The sequence below is a fragment of the Bacillus sp. AP50 genome, from assembly GCF_040492675.1.
GTDB classification, from domain to species: Bacteria; Bacillota; Bacilli; order Bacillales; family Bacillaceae_G; genus Bacillus_A; species Bacillus_A cereus.
Window position 1 is genome coordinate 1 of record NZ_JBEUTW010000094.1, and the last position, 19,212, is coordinate 19,212.

Here is a 19,212-nt window from a genome sequence, read left to right on the forward strand (position 1 = left end):
CTAATGAGCCAAGCGTATAGCGGTACAGTTAAGAATAGATATAGTAGTTTACGTCTTAGCATGCCTTCTCACCCTCTAAATTATATGTATTTTCTGTATATTTTAACATTTATTACGCAAAACAAAAAGAAGAGACTACGCCTCTTCTTTTTGTTTTGTTGCATATATTAATTCACATATTTCTTCTTGCTTTTCATTTTCTAAAAGCTCAATGATCTTACTTCCAACGACAACTCCGTCGCATATTGTAACCATTTCTTCTACATGTTCTTTTGTTGAAATACCGAACCCTGCCACTACCGGTAAATGCGTATGTGATTTTACTTTTTCTAAGTAACTATGAATCTCACCTTTAAAGTTTTGACGTACTCCTGTTACGCCCGCTACTGTAACTGCGTAAACAAATCCTTTTGATTCACTCGTAATTTTTTCGATTCGCTCAATTGGGCTCGTGATGGTAACGAGTGGAATTAGCGCAACGTTTGCCTCTCGAAGGAGCGGTGCAATAATGTCTTGTTCTTCATATGGTAGGTCTGGAACGATGATGCCGTCTACCCCTGCTTCTATACAGTTTTCGATGAATCGTTCTTTTCCGAATGCAAGTACTGGATTTAAATATGTCATGAGTACAAACGGAATTTGCACTTCTTTCCTTACCTCTATTAATGCTTGAAAAATACCTTTTACTGTTACACCGCTATCTAGCGCTCGTTTCCCTGCTCTTTGAATCGTTGGACCGTCTGCAACTGGATCTGAAAACGGAATGCCGATTTCAACGATGCTCGCTCCTGCTTCATCTAAAAAACGAATTCTTTCTTTTAATTTTTCAAAGCCGCCATCTCCGCCCATTACGTACGGAATAAATGCTTTCTTGCCATTTTCAAACGCTGCTTTAATTTTTTCTACTCCCATTTTTTACACCTCTTCCATATAACGTTTTATACTCTCTACATCTTTATCACCACGGCCAGATAAACAAATAACAAGTCCTTCATCTTCCTTCATTTTCGGAGCTAATTTTAATGCATATGCGACAGCATGTGAACTTTCTAGCGCCGGGATAATGCCTTCTTTTTTCGTTAATAATTGAAATGCTTCTAATGCTTCTTCGTCTGTTATCGAATGATAAGAAACGCGGCCAATATCTTTTAGCAAGCTATGTTCTGGACCAACACCTGGATAATCAAGTCCTGCTGAAATAGAGTGTGCTTCTTGAATTTGTCCTTCTTCGTTTTGCAGAAGATACATCATTGATCCATGTAAAACACCGACGCTTCCTTTCGTTAAAGTTGCTGCATGCTTTTCTGTATGAACGCCTTTTCCAGCTGCTTCTACGCCGTAAAGAGCAACTTCTTCATCGTGTACGAACGGATAAAACATCCCCATTGCATTACTACCACCTCCAATACAAGCAACGACTGCTTCTGGTAACTTTCCTTCTAACGCCTCATATTGTTTTTTCGTTTCATTTCCAATTACACTTTGGAAATCACGTACAATTTGCGGGAATGGATGTGGTCCGAGAACAGATCCCATAATGTAGTGCGTATCATGCACATGTGAAACCCAGTAACGAAGCGCCTCGTTTACCGCATCTTTTAATGTACCACTACCTGCCGCTACACTTTCTACTTTCGCTCCGAGTAATTCCATTCGGAACACATTTAATTTTTGACGTCTTACATCTTCTTCTCCCATAAAAATGACGCATTCTAATCCGAGAAGAGCACATACAGTAGCTGTTGCAACTCCGTGTTGTCCAGCTCCTGTTTCAGCGACAACTTTTTTCTTGCCCATTCGCACTGCAAGTAGTGCCTGACCGATTGTATTGTTAATTTTATGAGCTCCTGTATGATTCAAATCTTCACGTTTTAAATAAATCTTTGCACCTCCGCAATACTTCGTCAGATTTTCAGCGAAATAAAGCGGTGTTTCTCTTCCGACGTACGTTTTTAAATAATGATTTAATTCCTTTTGAAATGCCTCATCTTGCATCGCTTCTTTATATGCTTCTTCTAGTTCTAGTACAGATTGCATTAACGTTTCTGGAACGTATCGTCCTCCGTATATACCGTAATGTCCTTTTTCATCTGGATATGCGTAGTTCATTTGGAACACTCCTTCGCTTTTATAATAAATTGTTTTATTTTCTCTACATCTTTCTTTCCTTCTGTCTCTACTCCGCTGCTCACATCGACCATATAAGGCCGAACAGTTCGAATCGCTTCTTCTATATTAAGAGCGTTTAATCCACCAGCTAATATCGTTTTCTCTCGCAACTCTTCTGGCATATGCACAAGTAGTTCCCATGAAAATTTCTTCCCATTTCCTCCGTGAAACTTTTCTTTCGGGCTATCAAACAATATATAATCCGTTTCATATGTTTGAGCATTTTTCATATCACTTTTTGAAGTTACTCCTAGTGATTTTATAGACGGAATATTCAATCTTCTAATTTGATAATTATCTTCATCTCCATGTAGTTGTACATGTGTTAACCCACACTCATCTGCAATTTTCTGGATCACTTCTACTGATTCATTTACGAAAACACCGATTTTTAACACGTTGGCTGGAAGCTCCTGAATGATTTCTTTCGCTCTCTTTGGAGTGATTTTCCGTTTACTTTCCGCAAAAACAAATCCGAGTGCATCTGCGCCATATTCACACGCACTTTTCGCTGTTTCCACATCAGTGATGCCGCAAATTTTTACTTTCATATATTCACCTTACAATCTTCAAAAAAACTACTAATAGAAGATGATGTCATAAGCGCCTCTCCAACTAATACACCTTTGGCTCCAGCTCTTTTAACACGAATAATATCTTCTTTTGAATGAATGCCACTTTCACTAATCCAAAGTAATTTCTCCTCATTCAATCTTTTTCCAAGCTTTTCAGTTTGGCTTAAATCTACTTCGAACGTTTTTAAATTACGATTATTAATGCCAATAACGTGCGGATTTAATACAATCGCAGTTTCTAATTCCTGTTCATCATGAACTTCAACAATCGCTTCCAATCCTTTTTCTAACACGTAGCTATACAACTCTTTTAACTTCTCTTTCGTTAACGCTGCTACGATTAGTAAAATAATATCTGCTCCCGCTTCATACGCTCTATCGATTTGAATCTTATCGATTATGAAATCTTTACATAAAAGCGGAATGTTACTTTCTTCTCTTGCTGTTTGTAAATCGTGAAACGATCCTTTAAAAAATTGACCATCTGTTAAAACAGATACTGCTCCTGCACCACATTTCTCATATGTTCCCACTTGTTTTCGTACGTCAACGTGTAAATTGATATCTCCTTTTGATGGTGATGCTCGCTTTACTTCTGCAATGACAGTAAACTGCTGTAACGCTTCTACAAGTGAATGTGTCTTTCTTTTTGTTTTTACTGGTGTATATATTTCATATAACTCCGCAACTTCCTTTTTCTTCTGTTCTACAATTTTATCTAAAATCGTCCCCACTTTAGTTCACCCTTTCTAATTTTTCGTTGCTTGCTACAATTAATAAGTTTAATTTGGCTAATGCTTTTCCAGAGTCAATGCTATGTGCCGCGAGTTTAATTCCTTCTTCAATCGTTTCCGTTTTTCCATTTGCGAAAAGAGCTAGACCTGCATTTAATAAAACTGTATCACGATAAACACTCTTTTCTCCGCTCAATACTTCAAGCGTAATCTTTGCATTTTCTTTTGAATTCCCCCCTCTAATTTCTTCATTTTTCACTCTTGAAAAACCATACTTTTCTGGATTAATACTCTTTTCTACTATTTCATTATCTTTTAAAAGGACTACGTGATTTTCCCCTTGTAATGACGCTTCATCTAAAAAACCACTTCCATTTACGACAAGCGCTTGTTTCCGGCCTAACTTTTGTAATACTTGTGCAACTGGTAATAACATATCTCGTTTATAAATACCGACAAATTGTGTTTCTAAATTCACTGGATTTGTTAAAGGGCCAATTAAGTTAAAGATCGTCGGCACGTTTAACTCTTTTCTTATTTTCATAATGCGCCTTAGTGCTGGATGCATCGCTGGTGCAAATAAAAATGCAATACCTACATGCTCTAGTAAATAATCAATTTCGTTTGGCGTACTACTAATATTTACACCTAGTTCTTCTAATAAGTCTGCACTTCCTGTTTTACTAGAAACAGCACGATTACCATGTTTTGCAACCTTTACACCTGCTCCTGCCAGTACGAATGCTGATGTTGTGCTAATATTAAACGTTTGAGCACCATCACCACCCGTCCCGCAATTGTCCATTGCTCCTTGTATATGGTTCGAAAACGGCAATGCCTTTTCGCGAAGAGCTCGAACGAGACCGTATATTTCTTCTGCAGTTTCACCTTTCGCTTTCAGTAAGACTAAGAAAGCTGCAATTTCACTTTCTAATATGTTTTCACTTAATAAAAGTAGTCCTGCTTTATACATTTCCTCTTCTGTTAAATGTTGACCCTCCACTAATTTACGAAGATAGTTGTTCATACTCTTTCCTCCTCTTTTACTTCTGTTAAAAAGGCACGGATTAACTTTCCGCCTTCTTCTGTTGCGATTGATTCCGGATGAAACTGTAATCCGAAGAGCGGATAATAATTGTGACGGACTGCCATTATTTCTCCGTCGTCCATCGCTGTCGCTAATATGTCAAAGCACTTTGGCAAGCTCGTTTGCTCTGCAACAAGGGAATGATAGCGCATCGCCGTTAGGGGCTGTGTAACATATGAAAAGATTGACGTTCCGTTATGTTTCACACGCGATGTTTTTCCGTGTTTAATACGCTCTGCTCTAACAATGTCTCCTCCAAATGCAGATATGATCGCTTGGTGGCCAAGACAAATCCCTAATATGGGAACGTTCTTATAAAAATGACGGATGACGTCGATACAAATGCCAGCATCCTCTGGTTTTCCTGGTCCTGGTGAAAGTACAATTCCTCTTGGATTCATCTCTTCTAACTGTTCTATCGTTATTTCATCATTTCTTACAACTACAATTTCTTCTTCATGTTCGCCTAACAGTTGATACAAGTTATATGTGAACGAATCGTAATTATCAATAAGTACAATCATTTCATTACCTCCAAAAGCGCTCTCACTTTATTTAATGTTTCTTCATATTCAGCTACTGGATCTGAATCGTAAACGACTCCTGCTCCTGCCTGAACGTATGCTTTTTCATCCTTTACGACCATCGTTCGAATGGCGAGCGCCATATCAAGATTTCCTGAAAAACTAACGTATCCAACTGCACCAGCGTATACATTTCTTTTTTCATTCTCTAGTTCATTTATAATTTCCATCGCTCTAATTTTCGGAGCTCCAGAAACCGTCCCTGCTGGTAAGCAATACGCTAACGCATCAAATCCGCCCATTTGTTTTCGCAATGTTCCGTAAACTTCAGATACAATGTGCATAACGTGAGAGTATTTTTCTACTTTCATATATTTATCTATCGTAACCGAGCCGATTTCGCTCACTCTACCAATATCGTTTCGCCCAAGATCTACAAGCATCATATGCTCTGCTCGCTCTTTCTCATTGCCTAACAGTTCTTTTGCGATTTCCTCATCTTCCCTCTTCGTTTTCCCCCTCGGCCTTGTACCAGCAATTGGATTCGTCATCACTTTATCCTCCCTTACTGATAGTAAACTTTCCGGCGAAGAACCGAGTACAACATAATCTTGAAAATCGATATAGAACATATATGGTGATGGATTTGCAATTCGAAGTTTTCGGTATAACCCGAATGGATCCCCAATACATTCACTTTGTAAACGCTGTGATAATACGACTTGGAATATGTCTCCTGCTCTTATATATTCTTTCGCAATTTCTACCATCTCACAAAACTCTTTTTCCGTTATAGAAGAAGTAAATGATAATGTGGATTGTATTGCATTTACTTCAGCTTCTTCTCCTTGTAGCACTTCCTCTTTGTATACTCGCAGCCTTTCGTATACTTCTTCATAATCTGCTGAATCATCTTGCTTGCATACATATACAAACGACAACTTTTGGCGTAAATGATCGTAAACGATAAACTCACGATATAGTAAAAGGTGTACTTCTGGAATATTTAATGGGTCGTGTAAATCCGCTCCAATGTTTTCATACTGCCGAATGACATCATACCCAATATAACCAACTGCTCCTCCGCAAAATGGAAATGGACTGTCTACTTGTGATGGTGCAATTACTTCTTCTAACACTTGTAGTACGTTACCTTGTAACTTTTCTGCGCGGCCGTAAATCGTTCGTTCCACTCCCGTACCAACGCTTTTCACTTCTCCATAAGGATTACATCCCAAGTAAGAATAACGCCCTTTATCTTGATGAAGCTGTGAACTTTCTAATAAGAATTTCTTCTTCCCTTTCATACGTCTATATAAAGAAATTGGCGTAATGCTATCTCCTTCTTCTTCAGTGATTACTAAAAATGTCTTTCTCTCTCTTTTTTGTTTTATAAATTCTTCTTTCGTCATCATGTCCTTCACCTCGCTCTGAAAAATAAAAAAGTCCTCTACATATCGAAAATATGTAGAGGACGATAAATATACCGCGGTACCACCTCGTGTTGGATGCAAAAGCATCCCGCTTTGTTCAGGTACAAAATTTATACCTTATCCTTGTAACGGCGGAACCCGGGTTGCCTACTGAAAATAATTGTTCAGCATACCTCTCGTAAGCCCATTCCGTATACGGCACCGTACCGGGCTCCCACCTATTCCCGGCTCTCTGTAACGTCTCCAATATACGTACTCTTCTTACTTAAACGATTTCATTTATTTAATTTTTTATACACAAAAAGGGAGTACTCATCCTATAGAAAGGACGGGTACTCCCGTGGTGCCACCTTAATTCGTTACAAATGTAACGCACTTTACCGTATCAAAAACAATACGTGTCTCTTGTATCGATGAGATCATGTCGCCAAAGCCTACTTCTTTCGTTTCGGTTTGGAAGCTCCGAAGCCCATTCCACATCAATTCCATACTGATTCGCACCAACCATCAGCTCTCTGACATGTTCATCATGTGTACTCTTCTTCATCAACGCTTGCATTTTTTTAAGTTGCACTCATTATAGACCTGACTTTTTTCACAAGTCAATACTTTTTCAAAAATTTTATTTTTCTTTCCTTTCAATATTATATTGACAAAACAACCTCTTTTTATGTAAATATAATAAATACTCTATTAAAAATAAGGTTTTTTGTATGAATATTATATATTAAAAAAGTAAAATGACATCAAAAAACGCTTACATTTCTGAAAATTCGTATTTCTATATGGATTTTTCAGAATAATCATGATAGATTATAAAGTGAAACTTTAATCAGTAGGGGTTTGTTCATCCCACTGATTATTAGTTAAATCAATCGGGCATTTACGGGCAGTTGCTCTCCCACCTAACTTCCTTGCCCAGCCAATTTTAAGGTGGGAGTTTTACTGCCCGTTTATGCGGGATAAATATGCATAACGCATCAAAAGACATGACAAAAGGAAGGGGAACTTCATGAGTACGCAGATGTTAACTTTAACTTCAATCTCTATTTACATGCTCGGGATGTTAGTAATCGGCTATTTCGCCTATAAACGAACGTCCAACTTAACAGATTATATGCTTGGCGGGCGTACACTAGGCCCCGCAGTAACGGCATTAAGTGCTGGAGCATCCGATATGAGTGGTTGGCTTTTAATGGGATTACCAGGTGCAATGTTTAGCGTTGGATTAAGTAGTAGTTGGATTGCGATCGGCCTAACACTAGGCGCATACGCAAACTGGCTTTATGTTGCTCCTCGCTTACGTACCTACTCAGAAATTGCAAATAACTCTATTACTATTCCAGAATTTTTGGAACACCGTTTCCACGACAAATCTCATATGCTACGTTTAGTATCTGGACTTGTTATTATGATTTTCTTTACTTTCTATGTAGCTTCAGGATTAGTTTCAGGCGCTGTATTATTTGAAAATTCATTTGGTATGAACTACCACGTTGGATTATTCATTGTTGCAGGCGTTGTTGTAGCTTACACATTATTTGGTGGGTTCTTAGCAGTAAGTTGGACAGACTTCGTGCAAGGAATCATTATGGTAGTCGCTCTTATTCTTGTTCCTATCGTAACAATTATGAATTCGAATGGACTTGGACCTGCATTTGATACAATCCGCTCTGTAGATCCAACACGTTTAGATATTTTTAAAGGTGCCTCTACTTTAGGAATGATTTCTTTATTCGCATGGGGGCTTGGTTATGTTGGACAACCTCATATTATCGTACGCTTTATGGCGATTTCGTCCGTAAAAGAACTGAAAAGCGCACGAAGAATTGGTATGAGCTGGATGATTTTTTCTGTTGTCGGAGCTATGTTTACTGGTCTTATCGGTATTGCTTACTACTCACAACAAGAGTTGACATTATCTAATCCAGAGACAATTTTCCTTGAACTTGGGAAAATTTTATTCCATCCACTTATTACTGGATTTTTATTAGCAGCCATTCTAGCAGCGATTATGAGTACAATTTCATCACAGCTACTCGTTACTTCTAGTGCTGTAACTGAAGATTTATATCGTACATTCTTCAAACGTTCTGCATCTGATAAAGAACTTGTATTTGTCGGTCGTATGGCTGTACTTGTTATTGCATTAGTTGGGTGCGCATTAGCGTTTAAACAAAATGATACGATTTTAGCTCTTGTTGGATACGCTTGGGCTGGATTTGGTTCTTCATTCGGACCTGCTATTTTATTAAGCTTATATTGGAAACGTATGACGAAGTGGGGCGCACTTGCCGGTATGATTTCTGGTGCCGCTACTGTTATTATATGGACTCAATTCAAATTCTTAAAAGATTTCTTATATGAAATGATTCCAGGTTTCGCTATTAGTTTACTAGCCATCGTAATTGTTAGTTTACTAACACAACCTTCAAAAGAAGTTAAAGAGCAATTTGAGGATTTCGAAAAACAACATCGTCATAATTTATAAAAAAATCTCTGCTGTTATCATAACAGCAGAGATTTTTTACAGTTCGACAATCTTTTTATCAAATTTAACAAATTCTTTATGTTTCGTTAAATTTAACATAACACTACTCCTTTATAGTATGAGTATCAGCACTTATACAGAAAGGGGACTCCAACATGTTAGCAGCTTTCCAGCAACAACAAACACGAAAATTTTCACCTATCACAAATACTTCTGCGTCTTGTTTAAACATGCAACCTAACCCGCCTAAAATTTCAATTGCTCCTTCTGTTATTTCAGTCATCGGTGTTCATATGGAAAAACATAAATTAAAAATAAAAACGGGACAAAACATTGTGTTATCAGCTTCCATTTTACCAATACAAGCAACGAATAAAGAGCTTATTTGGTCAAATATGAATTCTGATATCATCACCATATATCCAAAAGGTGACACCGTGACGATTACTGGAAAAAGTGCAGGTAAAGCAGTCGTAATTGTCACAACTGCTGAAGGCAAATTTCGTGACCTATGTGTCATTCATGTACAACCTTATATGACAAATCCAAAGTAAAAGAGTGGCTTCGTAGCCACTCTTTTACTTGATTTCAATATTTTAGTTTTTACTTTTTACAAGGTTAATAAAAAAAGATGAAGATTTATCTTGTTTATGATGGTTGAAATTCGAAATTGCCTGCTCTTCTGTATAAAAATTTGATGTAACTTCTTTCCCTGCTTCATCTATACTATGTTGCCTAACGCATCCTTTTAATACAAAATAACATTTTAACGGAACATTTCCTTGTCTTAGGAGCACTGTTCCTTTTTTATATTCTTCAATTTGTAATTCACTGAGGATCATTTGCTGCTCTTCTTCACTTAGTGTTGTAAATCTATTCATATACTTCTTTAATATCTCTTCCATTTTCCTCCTCCTTCTACGCCCGCATTTCTATAAAACAAAAAGAGAAGTATCATAACTTCTCTTTTCTTCTCCAACATTATAATTCCTGTGTATACACTGGCTCATTTACGACATTTTTTGCTGTTCGCTTTTGTTGCTGCATTAAGAAAACAGATACACCAAACAATACGAGCATGCTACCGATCATTTGCATTGCATTTAATTTTTCTCCAAGTAAGAAGAACGCAAGTATAGATGCTCCAACAGGTTCTCCTAAAATACTCATTGAAATTGTCGTTGCATTTACATAATTTAATAGCCAGTTATTAATTACATGTGACACTGTCGGCACAACCGCAAGTAAAAGAAAAACAGTCCAATCCCACTTCGTATAACCTGTAAAGGGTACTTGTAATATAACATTATAAATCCCCATAAAAAGACCTGCGAACGCAAAGACTGTAAAGCTATAAATCCAGTGCGATACTTTCTTCACTGTCGTTTGCCCGATAAATAAATAACCGACAACCGCTATTACACTTAGAAAGGATAATATGTCACCATAAATTGCTTGCTTACTTAAACCTAAATCTCCCCAACCAATGCACATTACTCCTAAAATAGCGATTCCCATCGTTGCAATGGCTGAATATGTTGTTCTTTCTTTAAATAGAAAAAAACCTCCAACTAAAGATACGATTGGTTGAAGTGCCAAAATAATTGTTGAACTAGCAACTGTTGTATGCTTTAAAGATTCAAACCATAAAAGAAAATGAAGTGCTAAAAAGAAACCAGATCCAATTAAAAAGCCCCAATCTTTCATTTGAATCCTATTAAATTCCTCTCTTTTTTTCCATACGATAGGCAGCATAATAAGTACGATAATCCATAAGCGGTACATACTTAATATTGAAGATGGTGCTGAGGACATCTTTACAAAAACTGCTGCAAAGGAAATGGCAATTATAGAAATTGCTAATGGTAGTGCGATTGATTTTTCTTGTTTCAAATCCTGTCTCCCCTCTCACCTGTCAAAAATCCCACTTCATTATATCCGTTTTCTTTCGTAACTTAAATACTAATTTTTTAGATTCTTCGTACCATTATGGTAAAATAGAAATTAAGGCACCAATTAGTGAATATTTCTTTCCTTTTCACTACAAGCGTCGCTCTTACAATCGTTACAGTAAATTTTTATTTAGGGGGATCTACATGAGTCAAACAATAGGGAGAATTGAAGAAATTTCATTTTATAGCGCATCACTCCAAGAAGACGTTACACTTCTCGTTTATTTACCAGTAAATTACACACCACTGCACAAACATACAGTTGTAATTGCACAAGATGGTAGAGATTATTTTCAGCTCGGTAAAGCGCACCGTGTAATTGAGCGCCTTCGTGAAACCGAAGAAATTGACCGTACAATTATTGTCGGTATTCCATATAAAAATGTACATGATCGTAAAGAAAAATATTTCCCAAATGAAGTAAAAAATGCTGCATATATTCGTTTCCTTGCTCATGAACTTGCACCATATATTGATGAAAATTATCCAACGTACCAAATGGGAAAAGGTCGTGTTTTAATTGGTGATTCTCTTGGCGGAACAGTTTCCTTTATGACTGCACTTATGTATCCGCATACATTCGGTAAAGTCGTTATGCAATCACCATTTGTGGATGAGACAGTGATGAACTTAGCAAAAGAATTCAAAGATCCACAGGCGTTAGAACTGTATCACGTCATCGGTACAGAAGAAACGGCTGTAAAGCGTACTGATGGACAAGTATCTGATTTCGTAGGGCCGAACCGTGAGTTAAATACGCTTCTTACAGATAAAAACTTCATCACGCATTATGAGGAATTTGAAGGCAATCATACTTGGAAATATTGGCAGACTGATTTACCGAAAGCCTTCTCTCATATTCTATCAATGAAATAATAGAGAGCAGTATTCAGAATAATTTGATATAATAGATAAAGAGATTTATTTATCTCAAAATCTAACTAGACTTACAAAGGGAGGAATTGGAACATGAAATTAGGCATTGTAATTTTTCCATCTAAAATGATTCAAGATAAAGCGAACGGATTGCGTAAACGTTATGACCCGCACTACGCATTAGTTCCGCCACATATTACATTGAAAACACCCTTTGAGGCGCAAGATGAACAATTAGAGTCGATTGTAAACGAGTTACATACAATCGCAAGTAAAACGAACCCTTTCACCCTTCATGTTGGGAAAGTTGGTTCATTCGCACCTGTTAATAACGTCCTTTACTTTAAAGTAGAAAAAACACCTGAACTTACTTTCTTAAATGAAGAAATGCATAGCGGGTTATTCACGCAAGAACGCGAATATGCTTTCGTACCTCATTTAACAATCGGACAAGGCTTATCAGATGCAGAGCATGCTGATGTGTTGGGCCGATTACGTATGAAAGATTTCTATTACGAACAACCAATTGATCGTTTCCATCTTCTATATCAATTAGAAAATGGAACATGGACTGTACACGAAACATTCCGTCTTGGAAAGGGGAACAACTAATTTGCACGCACAGATTGTACAAACGGACGAACAACTAAGAGATGCATTCTCTGTACGTAAACAAGTGTTTGTAAATGAACAACGTGTCTCTGCTGAAGAAGAGTACGATGAGTTTGAAGAAACTTCAACACACGTTGTTATATATGACAATGATGTTCCAGTTGGTGCTGGACGTTTTCGCATCCTTGATGGTATAGGAAAAATGGAACGCATTTGCGTGCTAAATTCCCATCGCAAAAAAGGGATTGGAAAAATTGTTATGGATTCTCTTGAAGCGTATGCAAAAGAAAATTCGCTACCAAAATTGAAACTTCACGCTCAAACACATGCTGAAGATTTCTATAAAAAACTTGGATATGTAACAAGTTCTGATGTATTTATGGAAGCAAATATCCCGCACGTTGTAATGATAAAAGAATTGTAATTTGAAAACAGGAGGTGACCCCTCCTGTTTTTTTACATTGCTATTTTCTTTTTCTTCCGCTAAAGTTAAATGTTGATGCTATAGTTTTGAAGGTGAACATATGACACAAGAAAAATTTTCACAAAAATCGTTAACACACGCTGATATTCCGCGTGCGACATATCATATTCCGAAAACATCTACCCATTTAATTATGGAAGAAGATGTAGATGCGGCTTATTTCCGCGCTCTTGAACAACAAAATGTTTTTTTAAACGAAAAACAATTAGAAGCCGTGCGCACAACAGAAGGTCCTGTTCTTACACTAGCTGGTGCCGGAAGCGGGAAAACATCTGTTTTAACAACTCGCGTTGGTTATTTAGTAAATGTAAAACAAGTTCATCCACGAAATATTTTATTACTTACATTTACACAAAAAGCAGCTGAAGAAATACGAAGTCGTGTTGCGAAGTTACCAGGTATGAATCATGCAACAAGTAGCTACGTAGTTGCTGGTACATTCCACTCTGTTTTCTTAAAATTACTTCGTAGTCAAGGTTATAATCAGCAAATTTTAGCAAATGAAAAACATAAACAAATTATGATAAAGAAAATCTTAAAAGAATTGCGTTTAAAAGACGATTATGATGCTGAAACGATGCTCGCGATGATTTCACTTGAGAAAAACAAATTAAATCGTCCGAAAGATGTAAAAGCGAAAACACCAGTCGAACAAGAATTTAAAGAAGTATACGAACGTTTTGAAGAGGTAAAACAAAGATACAATTATATTGATTTCGATGACATCTTATTGGAAACATATTATATGTTAGAAAATAATGCTCCTTTACTAACTCAATTACAACAACGTTTTCACTACATTGAAGTAGATGAGTTTCAAGATACATCGTATGCACAATATGAAATCGTAAAATTGTTAGCCACGCCAAGAAATAATTTATTTATCGCAGGTGATGACGACCAGGCGATATACGGCTGGCGAGGAGCAAGTCACCAAATTATTTTATCTTTTCCAAAAGAATTTGATAACACAACAATCATTGCACTAAATACGAATTATCGATCCAATCCCTTTATCGTCGGGCTTGGAAATGAAGTTATAAAATTAAATCAAGAACGTTTTGATAAAGAGCTATACTCTGTTCGTGAGGAAGGTGTACAACCTTTTTATGCAAGACCTGCTACGACTCTTGATGAAGCAAATCAAATTTTGCAGCTTATTCAAGAAAAAGTAGAGAGTGGTGAACGTAACTTTAAAGATTTTTGTTTACTGTATCGCACACATTCTGTAAGTCGTTCGTTACTTGATCAGCTTACCATTCATAAAATCCCGTTTATTAAACACGGAGCGAGCCAATCATTTTATGAACATTCTTTAATTAAGCCTGTATTAGATCATTTAAGACTCGTGATTGAGCCGTTTCGACTAGAATCACTTTCAAACATATTGCCGACGATGTATATCGGACGTGATGATTGTATTTCATTTATTGAACGTGAACAATGGAAATATGGTGAGGGGCGCTTCCCTTCTCTTCTTCATTTCTTACTATTAAATCCAAGCTTAAAACCTTTTCAAGTGAAAAAGGTAAATGAGCGCATCGATTTTATTAAGTTTATTAAAGAATTAGAACCGAAAAAAGCATTAAAAGAAATCATTCATGGTAAAGGAAAATATTTAGAGTACTTACAAAGTAACGATCGTTCTTCCTTTACAATGCATAAAGACATACAAGAAGAAATGTTGGAAGAATTAATGGAGTCTGCAACTCGTTTCACCGATATTCCAGCTTATTTACAATTTATCGACGAGGCGATTCAAGGTCAAAAAGAAATGGAAGCATTAAAAACAATGCCGCAAAAAGATGCCGTTTCACTTATGTCAATTCATAACGCAAAAGGCCTTGAATTTCCATGTGTCTTTTTACTTGGAGCGAGTGATGGAATCCTGCCTCATACTTCTTCTTTAAAAGATGCAAATGATCGTGTTACGGAAACTTCTGAAGCGTTAGAAGAAGAACGCCGATTACTTTATGTTGCCATTACACGTGCGAAAGAAGAACTTTACATTTCTTCTCCGCAATTTTTCAGAGGAAAGAAATTAGATATATCTCGTTTTTTATATACTGTGCGAAAAGATTTACCTGAAAAGACATCCACTAAATAAGGATGTCTTTTTTTATATCACGTTATGTACATCCCTCCTATATAAATTCCTTGTTTTTATCGTGAGAATTAACGTAATATCAGCCATATCCCACTCATATTGTAATAGTGTATGTCAGAACTCACGAGAAGGAGTGAACATAATGAGCTGCAATTGTAATGAAGATCATCAACATGAGTGTGATTTCAACTGTGTATCGAATGTTGTTCGTTTTATACATGAACTACAAGAATGTGCAACGACAACATGTGGATCTGGTTGCGAAGTTCCATTTTTAGGTGCACATAACAATGCATCAGTAGCGAATACACGTCCTTTTATTTTATACACAAAAACTGGAGAACCTTTTGAAGCATTTGCACCATCTTCAAGCCTTACTAGCTGCCGATCTCCTATTTTCCGCGTAGAAAGTATAGATGATGATGACTGTGCTGTATTGCGTGTATTAACTGTAGTTTTAGGTGATGGTACCGCTGTACCACCTGGTGACGACCCAATCTGTACGTTTTTAGCTGTACCAAATGCAAGACTAATATCAACCTCCACTTGCATTACTGTTGATTTAAGTTGCTTCTGCGCTATTCAATGCTTACGTGATGTTTCTATTTAAAACTAAATAATGAGTTAAGCATGGATTGGGTGGCATGCCACCCAATCCATGCTTAAAGAGTATTCTTATGTAAATTTCTTAAAATTGGGAACTTGTCTAGAACATAGAACCTGTCCTTTTCATTAACTGAAAGTAGAAACAGATAAAGGAGTGAAAAACATGTTCTCTTCTGATTGCGAATTTACTAAAATCGATTGTGAGGCGAAGCCAGCTAGTACACTACCTGCCTTTGGTTTTGCTTTCAACGCGTCTGCACCTCAGTTTGCTTCACTATTTACACCACTATTATTACCTAGCGTAAGTCCAAACCCAAATATTACTGTTCCTGTAATAAATGATACAGTAAGTGTCGGAGATGGCATTCGAATTCTACGAGCTGGTATTTATCAAATCAGTTATACATTAACAATTAGTCTTGATAACTCACCTGTTGCACCAGAAGCTGGTCGTTTCTTCTTATCATTAAATACACCAGCTAATATTATTCCTGGATCAGGTACAGCAGTTCGTTCTAACGTTATTGGTACTGGTGAAGTAGACGTATCCAGCGGTGTTATTCTTATTAACTTAAATCCTGGTGACTTAATTCAAATTGTGCCAGTTCAGTTAATTGGAACTGTAGACATTCGTGCTGCAGCATTAACAGTTGCACAAATTAGCTAGTAAAAAGCGGTATTTCTAATACAGAAATACCGCTTTTTATATATAATAAAAAACACTCACAGTAGCATGAGTGTTTCATTCTTCATATTGTTTTATTGTGTTCTTCTTTTTCCCACAATTGCATCCCTTTTTCTTCACAAATCCTTGTTGTTGTAATTGTTCTTGATATGCCTGTTGTTGTGCTTGGTGTTGTTGCTGTATATGATACCACTGCTGCAGGTCATATGAATTCTGCCTTGGATTATTGCTCACAGCAAACATCTCCTCTACTGTCAATTCTGTCTATTTACTATATGAACAACTCTTTATTTCCGTTCCCTCATTCTTTTAAACTCCGCTTTTTCTCGTATTATGAAAATATATTATTCTCCCATAAAATATCCTGTAATTGTTTCAATGATGGCTGCCGCTCCTGCAATAGCTAATAATGCAAGTAACGGTTCTGCAACGATAGGGATCCAATTATATAAGACTAATAAAAAAGCACTAACCCATACACCTGTACACCAATAACAGCTTAATAATTCGCCAATCCACTTTCTTAATCCATTACCTTTCACTTTTGTAAACGTTGATACACTTCCATCCGGCTCCGTAATCTCTAATTCATCAATAAATGGTCTTCGCAAAAAGGCTGTAATTTTATCATAAACAATTAAACGAGTGAGCCTAAAAGCAGCTAACGCAAAAATAAAAAATAAAAGCCAGCTTGTAAACAGCATAATTCCACCTTCCCTTATCCTCTTTCGCCTATTTAAAAAAAAAGGTCTTGAGATTGTGACCAAATCTCCTCGACTCCAATATCTTATTAATGTAAATACAAACAAGAAGATAAGGAGTGACATTAATGAGTTGTAACGAAAATAAACACCATGGCTCTTCTCATTGTGTAGTTGACGTTGTTAAATTCATCAATGAATTACAAGATTGTTCTACAACAACATGTGGATCTGGTTGTGAAATCCCATTTTTAGGTGCACACAATACTGCATCAGTAGCAAATACACGCCCTTTTATTTTATACACAAAAACTGGAGAACCTTTTGAAGCATTTGCACCATCATCAAGCCTTACTAGCTGCCGATCTCCAATTTTCCGTGTGGAAAGCGTAGATGATGATAGCTGTGCTGTGCTACGTGTATTAACTGTAGTATTAGGTGACGGTACTCCGGTACCACCTGGTGACGATCCAATTTGTACGTTTTTAGCTGTACCAAATGCAAGATTAATATCTACAACTACTTGCATTACTGTTGATTTAAGCTGTTTCTGTGCGATTCAATGCTTACGCGACGTTTCTATCGTAAAGTAAACTAAAAAACTATTGGGGTGGTAGAAGCTTTCTACCACCTTTACATATTTAAAAACCGGCCATACTAATCGATTGGATATCATCTATAGACAACCTAATATCTCTCATACTATTTTGCGGCATAATAGATACAATGCCATTACGATACGATATGATCGATCCAACATATGAGACTGTAGCTGTTTTTATTCTGCATCTTACTTTTGGAATGTAATGAGGACGGTTTAGTAAAAAATGAATTTTTTCATCATTATTCATATCCTTAAATGATTTATTATACGGGACAGTTCTTACTGGTTCTGGTTCTTGCTCTTCTTGTTCTGCGTGTTCTTCTTTTTCTTCTTCTATTTTTTCTTCCACTTGCTGCTCTTCTTGTTGTTCTTGTTCTATTACCTCTTCCACAGCACTACTTACAATATTTTCTTGTCTATTACTTTTCTCTTTTTGATCTTCATTTTCAAAGTTTGTCAGGATAATCCTTTTGATTTTCGGTGCAGCAAGTTCTAAACTTACTTGCGTGATATATAACAACGGTTTTCCAACTGTTGAACTTTTATTTTTATTCTTCACACTCGTCCCTCCCACTTCCATACGTAGCTAAATAAATCGTGTACTATTATAGTTATATTCATCACGTGGTAAGAACTTTCGTTAAAAATCGTTCTTTCTAAGAACAAATAAAAAGGACAATCTCAGCATTTAGAGATTGTCCTTTAAAAATTAATATTATATTTATCCTAGGATATGATACCCTGAATCAACATGAATGTTTTCTCCTGTTACACCGCGTGCTAAATCACTGAATAGGAATACTGCTGTATCGCCAACTTCTTCTTGCGTTGTTGTACGACGAAGTGGTGCGCGCTCCTCAATTTCTCTTAAGATTGAGTTGAAATCGCCTACACCTTTTGCAGATAACGTACGAATTGGTCCTGCAGAAATAGCGTTAACACGAATACCGTGTTGACCTAAATCGTTCGCTAAATATTTCACGCTCGCTTCTAATGAAGCTTTCGCAACACCCATAACGTTATAATTTTTCACAACGCGCTCGCCGCCAAGGTATGTTAATGTTAAAATATTTCCGCCTTCTGTCATTACTTTCTTCGCTTCTCTTGCTACAGCTGTTAAAGAGAATGCGCTAATATTTTGTGCAAGTAAAAATCCATCGCGAGAAGTATCTACAAATTCACCTTTTAAGTCATCGCGATTTGCAAAAGCAATACAATGTGCTACACCGTGAATAGTACCTACTTCTTGTTTAATTGTTTCAAAGCAAGCTGTAAGTTCCTCATCATTCGTTACATCACAAGGTAATACAAGTGATTCTTGTCCTTCTAATGTGTCCGCTAATTCACGAACGTTTCTTTCTAAACGTTCTCCTGCATATGTGAATATTAATTTTGCACCTGCATTATGCAAAGAGCGAGCTATTCCCCATGCAATACTTCTTTGGTTCGCAACGCCCATAACAACAAATGTTTTCCCTTGTAATAGTTCCATGATATATCCTCCCAGAAATACTTATACTTGTTATTAGTACCTGATACTATAATTATAGTACCATAAAACCGCTTAAAGGC

The 19,212-nt window shown here is 36.7% G+C and carries 21 protein-coding genes, 2 pseudogenes and 2 other annotated features; of the genes and pseudogenes, 9 read left to right on the top strand and 14 right to left on the bottom strand.

All coding sequences use genetic code 11. The features are described 5' to 3' along the window. The 8 genes and pseudogenes from ABWK52_RS29725 to trpE form a co-directional block, all read right to left on the bottom strand. Nucleotides 1–62 (bottom strand): annotated as a pseudogene (locus ABWK52_RS29725) (DUF4029 domain-containing protein); the annotation flags it as partial. 73 nt (nt 63–135) lie between these two features. After that, nucleotides 136–912, bottom strand: a complete 777-nt coding sequence (gene trpA / locus ABWK52_RS08535; RefSeq protein WP_098280537.1) for a tryptophan synthase subunit alpha — start codon at nt 910–912, stop codon at nt 136–138. Nucleotides 913–915: 3 nt separating this feature from the next. Continuing rightward, nucleotides 916–2,109, bottom strand: a complete 1,194-nt coding sequence (gene trpB, locus ABWK52_RS08540; RefSeq protein WP_001105015.1) for a tryptophan synthase subunit beta — start codon at nt 2,107–2,109, stop codon at nt 916–918. Continuing rightward, nucleotides 2,106–2,720 carry a phosphoribosylanthranilate isomerase gene (locus ABWK52_RS08545; RefSeq protein ID WP_098280536.1) on the bottom strand — a complete coding sequence of 205 codons (615 nt, stop codon included), beginning with the start codon at nt 2,718–2,720 and terminating at the stop codon, nt 2,106–2,108. Before ABWK52_RS08545 ends, trpB begins: the two co-directional genes overlap by 4 nt. After that, complete coding sequence (trpC, locus tag ABWK52_RS08550; protein ID WP_000536699.1) at nt 2,717–3,478, bottom strand: indole-3-glycerol phosphate synthase TrpC; 762 nt, start codon at nt 3,476–3,478, stop codon at nt 2,717–2,719. Before trpC ends, ABWK52_RS08545 begins: the two co-directional genes overlap by 4 nt. Nucleotide 3,479: 1 nt before the next feature. Beyond that, nucleotides 3,480–4,505 carry an anthranilate phosphoribosyltransferase gene (gene trpD, locus ABWK52_RS08555; protein ID WP_001067361.1) on the bottom strand — a complete coding sequence of 342 codons (1,026 nt, stop codon included), beginning with the start codon at nt 4,503–4,505 and terminating at the stop codon, nt 3,480–3,482. After that, nucleotides 4,502–5,089 (bottom strand): aminodeoxychorismate/anthranilate synthase component II, encoded by a 588-nt coding sequence (locus ABWK52_RS08560; protein ID WP_000636321.1) that lies wholly within the window; start codon nt 5,087–5,089, stop codon nt 4,502–4,504. The genes trpD and ABWK52_RS08560 overlap by 4 nt, the downstream gene beginning before the upstream one ends. Beyond that, on the bottom strand, nt 5,086–6,504 hold the full coding sequence (trpE, locus tag ABWK52_RS08565) for an anthranilate synthase component I (protein ID WP_141537351.1): 1,419 nt from the start codon (nt 6,502–6,504) through the stop codon (nt 5,086–5,088). Before trpE ends, ABWK52_RS08560 begins: the two co-directional genes overlap by 4 nt. 52 nt (nt 6,505–6,556) lie before the next feature. Continuing rightward, nucleotides 6,557–6,801: a binding site (T-box leader), on the bottom strand. Nucleotides 6,802–6,843: 42 nt separating this feature from the next. After that, nucleotides 6,844–7,081, bottom strand: a binding site (T-box leader). A gap of 453 nt (nt 7,082–7,534) precedes the next feature. Here trpE and putP point away from each other — a divergent pair. Next, nucleotides 7,535–9,013: a sodium/proline symporter PutP gene (putP, locus tag ABWK52_RS08570; protein WP_000107211.1), complete on the top strand. Its 1,479-nt coding sequence runs from the start codon at nt 7,535–7,537 to the stop codon at nt 9,011–9,013. A gap of 155 nt (nt 9,014–9,168) precedes the next feature. Continuing rightward, nucleotides 9,169–9,567: an Ig-like domain-containing protein gene (locus ABWK52_RS08575; RefSeq protein WP_000878734.1), complete on the top strand. Its 399-nt coding sequence runs from the start codon at nt 9,169–9,171 to the stop codon at nt 9,565–9,567. A gap of 78 nt (nt 9,568–9,645) precedes the next feature. On the opposite strand, the pseudogene ABWK52_RS08580 reads toward ABWK52_RS08575, so the two are convergent. Together ABWK52_RS08580 and ABWK52_RS08585 are read right to left on the bottom strand one after the other, a co-directional pair. Continuing rightward, a pseudogene (locus ABWK52_RS08580) lies at nt 9,646–9,918 on the bottom strand (Crp/Fnr family transcriptional regulator); the annotation flags it as partial. 76 nt (nt 9,919–9,994) lie between these two features. After that, entirely contained in the window at nt 9,995–10,906 is a 912-nt protein-coding gene (locus ABWK52_RS08585) for a DMT family transporter (protein WP_000806941.1), read from the bottom strand. A gap of 203 nt (nt 10,907–11,109) precedes the next feature. On the opposite strand from ABWK52_RS08585, the gene ABWK52_RS08590 reads away from it, so the two are divergent. The 6 genes from ABWK52_RS08590 to exsF all read left to right on the top strand — a co-directional run bounded on the left by ABWK52_RS08590 (nt 11,110) and on the right by exsF (nt 16,317). After that, nucleotides 11,110–11,841 carry an alpha/beta hydrolase gene (locus ABWK52_RS08590; RefSeq protein ID WP_000084012.1) on the top strand — a complete coding sequence of 244 codons (732 nt, stop codon included), beginning with the start codon at nt 11,110–11,112 and terminating at the stop codon, nt 11,839–11,841. A 93-nt stretch (nt 11,842–11,934) separates the two neighbouring features. Further along, nucleotides 11,935–12,453, top strand: coding sequence for a YjcG family protein (locus ABWK52_RS08595; RefSeq protein ID WP_000765863.1), 519 nt, complete (start codon nt 11,935–11,937; stop codon nt 12,451–12,453). A gap of 1 nt (nt 12,454) precedes the next feature. Further along, the gene (locus ABWK52_RS08600; protein ID WP_000543295.1) at nt 12,455–12,877 is read left to right on the top strand and encodes a GNAT family N-acetyltransferase; all 423 of its coding nucleotides are present in this window, start codon (nt 12,455–12,457) and stop codon (nt 12,875–12,877) included. A 100-nt stretch (nt 12,878–12,977) separates the two neighbouring features. Continuing rightward, a complete protein-coding gene (locus tag ABWK52_RS08605) occupies nt 12,978–15,044 on the top strand; it encodes an ATP-dependent helicase (RefSeq protein WP_098280535.1) in 2,067 nt (688 codons plus the stop codon). A 142-nt stretch (nt 15,045–15,186) separates the two neighbouring features. Continuing rightward, nucleotides 15,187–15,654: a spore coat protein CotY gene (cotY, locus tag ABWK52_RS08610; RefSeq protein WP_001277719.1), complete on the top strand. Its 468-nt coding sequence runs from the start codon at nt 15,187–15,189 to the stop codon at nt 15,652–15,654. 159 nt (nt 15,655–15,813) lie between these two features. After that, nucleotides 15,814–16,317, top strand: a complete 504-nt coding sequence (exsF, locus tag ABWK52_RS08615) for an exosporium protein ExsF (RefSeq protein WP_000492939.1) — start codon at nt 15,814–15,816, stop codon at nt 16,315–16,317. A 75-nt stretch (nt 16,318–16,392) separates the two neighbouring features. Here exsF and ABWK52_RS08620 read toward each other — a convergent pair whose 3' ends face one another. Beyond that, nucleotides 16,393–16,578 (bottom strand): hypothetical protein, encoded by a 186-nt coding sequence (locus ABWK52_RS08620; protein ID WP_029948404.1) that lies wholly within the window; start codon nt 16,576–16,578, stop codon nt 16,393–16,395. A 101-nt stretch (nt 16,579–16,679) separates the two neighbouring features. Further along, nucleotides 16,680–17,039: a DUF1360 domain-containing protein gene (locus ABWK52_RS08625; protein WP_000899664.1), complete on the bottom strand. Its 360-nt coding sequence runs from the start codon at nt 17,037–17,039 to the stop codon at nt 16,680–16,682. 125 nt (nt 17,040–17,164) lie between these two features. On the opposite strand from ABWK52_RS08625, the gene exsY reads away from it, so the two are divergent. Then, nucleotides 17,165–17,629 (top strand): exosporium assembly protein ExsY, encoded by a 465-nt coding sequence (exsY, locus tag ABWK52_RS08630; protein ID WP_001277743.1) that lies wholly within the window; start codon nt 17,165–17,167, stop codon nt 17,627–17,629. Nucleotides 17,630–17,677: 48 nt separating this feature from the next. Here the strand turns inward: exsY and ABWK52_RS08635 are convergent, their stop codons facing one another. Then, a complete protein-coding gene (locus ABWK52_RS08635; protein ID WP_080451010.1) occupies nt 17,678–18,220 on the bottom strand; it encodes a spore coat CotO family protein in 543 nt (180 codons plus the stop codon). A gap of 141 nt (nt 18,221–18,361) precedes the next feature. Beyond that, entirely contained in the window at nt 18,362–19,132 is a 771-nt protein-coding gene (gene fabI / locus ABWK52_RS08640) for an enoyl-ACP reductase FabI (RefSeq protein WP_000421886.1), read from the bottom strand. Between the last annotated feature and the right edge of the window lie 80 nt (nt 19,133–19,212).

Coding starts and splice junctions, on each gene's coding strand:
- trpA (WP_098280537.1), bottom strand. CDS start 912: ATGGGAGTAGAAAAAATTAAAGCAGCGTTTGAAAATGGCAAGAAAGCA.
- cotY (WP_001277719.1), top strand. CDS start 15,187: ATGAGCTGCAATTGTAATGAAGATCATCAACATGAGTGTGATTTCAAC.
- ABWK52_RS08575 (WP_000878734.1), top strand. CDS start 9,169: ATGTTAGCAGCTTTCCAGCAACAACAAACACGAAAATTTTCACCTATC.
- ABWK52_RS08605 (WP_098280535.1), top strand. CDS start 12,978: ATGACACAAGAAAAATTTTCACAAAAATCGTTAACACACGCTGATATT.
- ABWK52_RS08625 (WP_000899664.1), bottom strand. CDS start 17,039: ATGCTGTTTACAAGCTGGCTTTTATTTTTTATTTTTGCGTTAGCTGCT.
- fabI (WP_000421886.1), bottom strand. CDS start 19,132: ATGGAACTATTACAAGGGAAAACATTTGTTGTTATGGGCGTTGCGAAC.
- trpE (WP_141537351.1), bottom strand. CDS start 6,504: ATGATGACGAAAGAAGAATTTATAAAACAAAAAAGAGAGAGAAAGACA.
- ABWK52_RS08595 (WP_000765863.1), top strand. CDS start 11,935: ATGAAATTAGGCATTGTAATTTTTCCATCTAAAATGATTCAAGATAAA.
- ABWK52_RS08620 (WP_029948404.1), bottom strand. CDS start 16,578: ATGTTTGCTGTGAGCAATAATCCAAGGCAGAATTCATATGACCTGCAG.
- exsF (WP_000492939.1), top strand. CDS start 15,814: ATGTTCTCTTCTGATTGCGAATTTACTAAAATCGATTGTGAGGCGAAG.
- ABWK52_RS08560 (WP_000636321.1), bottom strand. CDS start 5,089: ATGATTGTACTTATTGATAATTACGATTCGTTCACATATAACTTGTAT.
- putP (WP_000107211.1), top strand. CDS start 7,535: ATGAGTACGCAGATGTTAACTTTAACTTCAATCTCTATTTACATGCTC.
- ABWK52_RS08590 (WP_000084012.1), top strand. CDS start 11,110: ATGAGTCAAACAATAGGGAGAATTGAAGAAATTTCATTTTATAGCGCA.
- ABWK52_RS08635 (WP_080451010.1), bottom strand. CDS start 18,220: ATGGAAGTGGGAGGGACGAGTGTGAAGAATAAAAATAAAAGTTCAACA.
- trpB (WP_001105015.1), bottom strand. CDS start 2,109: ATGAACTACGCATATCCAGATGAAAAAGGACATTACGGTATATACGGA.
- ABWK52_RS08545 (WP_098280536.1), bottom strand. CDS start 2,720: ATGAAAGTAAAAATTTGCGGCATCACTGATGTGGAAACAGCGAAAAGT.
- trpD (WP_001067361.1), bottom strand. CDS start 4,505: ATGAACAACTATCTTCGTAAATTAGTGGAGGGTCAACATTTAACAGAA.
- exsY (WP_001277743.1), top strand. CDS start 17,165: ATGAGTTGTAACGAAAATAAACACCATGGCTCTTCTCATTGTGTAGTT.